This window comes from Rhizobium glycinendophyticum (genome assembly GCF_006443685.1).
GTDB classification, from domain to species: Bacteria; Pseudomonadota; Alphaproteobacteria; order Rhizobiales; family Rhizobiaceae; genus Allorhizobium; species Allorhizobium glycinendophyticum.
In genome coordinates this window covers 1-1073 of record NZ_VFYP01000016.1, presented here as the reverse complement: position 1 = coordinate 1073, position 1073 = coordinate 1, and the positions used below count along the sequence as shown (strand labels likewise).

Below are 1073 nucleotides of genomic sequence, written 5' to 3'. Positions count from 1 at the left end.
CTGCCACTGAACTTTCATCCGGCGGCGATTAGAGCCTCGGCGTTTTTTGTTACGCCAAATGGCGCGGTGGGAGCAACCGGCGGAAACGCGTAGCTTCCACATTGCGTAGCGTTGGAGCCGGTTGCGGCGATGATCCCGGCATAATCCGCCGGGGTCTGGTATCCGAGCGATGAGTGTGGCCGAAAATTATTGTAATCGTCGGCCCATTCCGCAATGGCGCTACGGGCATGGTCGAGACCGAAGAACAGGCTCTCGTTGAGCAGCTCGTCACGCATGCGGCCGTTGAAGCTCTCGACATAGCCGTTTTGCATTGGTTTTCCCGGCGCGATGTAGTGCCACTCGACCTTGTGATCCTTCGACCATGCAAGGATGGCATTCGAGGTCAGCTCGGTCCCGTTGTCGGAGACAATCATGCCGGGCTTACCCCGTCGCTCGATAAGCGTCGTCAGCTCTCGCGCGACACGACGACCTGATATCGATGTGTCCGGGATCGCCGCCAGGCATTCGCGCGTGACGTCGTCGACCACATTGAGGATGCGGAAACGCCTGCCGCACGCAAATTGATCGTGGACGAAATCCAGCGACCAGCGGGCATTGGCCTTTGCTTCAATGAGGATCGGCGCAAGCGTGCCAACAGCGCGACGCCTGGCTTTGCGCTTGCGCACGGACACCCTCCTCGCGATAGAGCCGGTAGATGCGGTTGATGCCGGATGGCTCTCCCTCCCGCCGGAGCACGATGAACAGCCGCCGATATCCGAACCGCCGTCGCTGGTTGGCGAGGTCGCGCAGCTTCATTCGCAATTCGGCCTCCGGCGGTCGGCAGGACTGATAGCGTATCCTCTTGCGGTCGGCGGAAATGATCTGGCAGGCCCGCCGCTCCGAAAGACCCATGATGGCCTTCAGATGCGCGACGGCGTCACGCTTGGCGGCAGGCCCTACCATTTTTTTGCAAGAAGCTCGCGGAGCGCGGCAACATCCAGCATCTGCTCGGCCAACAACTTCTTCAGCTTCGCGTTCTCTTCTTCAAGCGCCTTCAGCCGCTTTGCCTCGGAGACATCCATGCCGCCGTATTT

1 pseudogene is annotated in these 1073 nt (G+C 60.4%); it reads right to left on the bottom strand.

Annotated elements, in window-relative coordinates:
* Window positions 1–14: 14 nt before the first annotated feature.
* Window positions 15–1073, bottom strand: a pseudogene (locus tag FJQ55_RS23290) (IS3 family transposase); the annotation flags it as partial.